We start from the raw sequence: 690 nt of genomic DNA, 5'->3' as shown, positions 1-690 counted from the left end.
TGCATGCACTACCCTGACACAAGAACTAGACTGATAGCTTTTATTGGCAGGCCATGGGTTTGGGGCAGCAGAGAACACACAACCGGGCCAAGGGATTCCCCAAAGGCTGCGAGTAACTATCACTACCGCTGCCATCTTCTGTCCTACCGTTCACTACCAACAGAACCAATCTCAACACCACTGTGCTCCCTGTACCCCCTTCCCCTTCGCCCACAAAGAACATAAGAATGAAGGAGACTGCAAGAGACCATAAGGCCTACACTAGGTAGCTCTATATCCATCACCACCTGTCATCCCCATCCATAAAGTTGTCTAACCGTTTCTTAAAACAACTGATAGTTTCAGCGCTTACTACATGGTTACTAAGTTTATTCCATTCGTCGACCACCCTATTAGTAAACCAATTCTTGCCTATTTCCTTCTTAAGTCTAAATTTTTCCAGTTTATACCCATTACTGCGAGTCCTGCCCTGTTGTTTTAATATGATGACCTTGTTTGCATCACCCTTGTTAAAGCCTTTAATCCACTTGAACACCTCTATTAGATCACCCCGCACTCTGCGTCTTTCCAGAGAGTGTAAGTTAAGGTGCCTAAGCCTCTCTTCATAAGGCAAATTTCCGAGTCCTTGTATCATTTTGGTCATTCTTCTCTGTACTGATTCTAGTGAATTTACGTCCATTCTGTAGGACG

General features: G+C 44.5%; 1 protein-coding gene. It reads right to left on the bottom strand.

The features are described from left to right. Positions 1-280: 280 nt before the first annotated feature. The coding region (locus tag LR961_RS19120) for a hypothetical protein (RefSeq protein ID WP_232151562.1) at positions 281-690 on the bottom strand (410 nt) is incomplete at its 5' end.

The sequence above is a fragment of the Stenotrophomonas sp. SY1 genome, from assembly GCF_021202945.1.
GTDB lineage: Bacteria > Pseudomonadota > Gammaproteobacteria > Xanthomonadales > Xanthomonadaceae > Stenotrophomonas.
The sequence above is the reverse complement of the archived record's forward strand: the minus strand, read 5'-3'. Positions and strand labels throughout refer to the sequence as shown.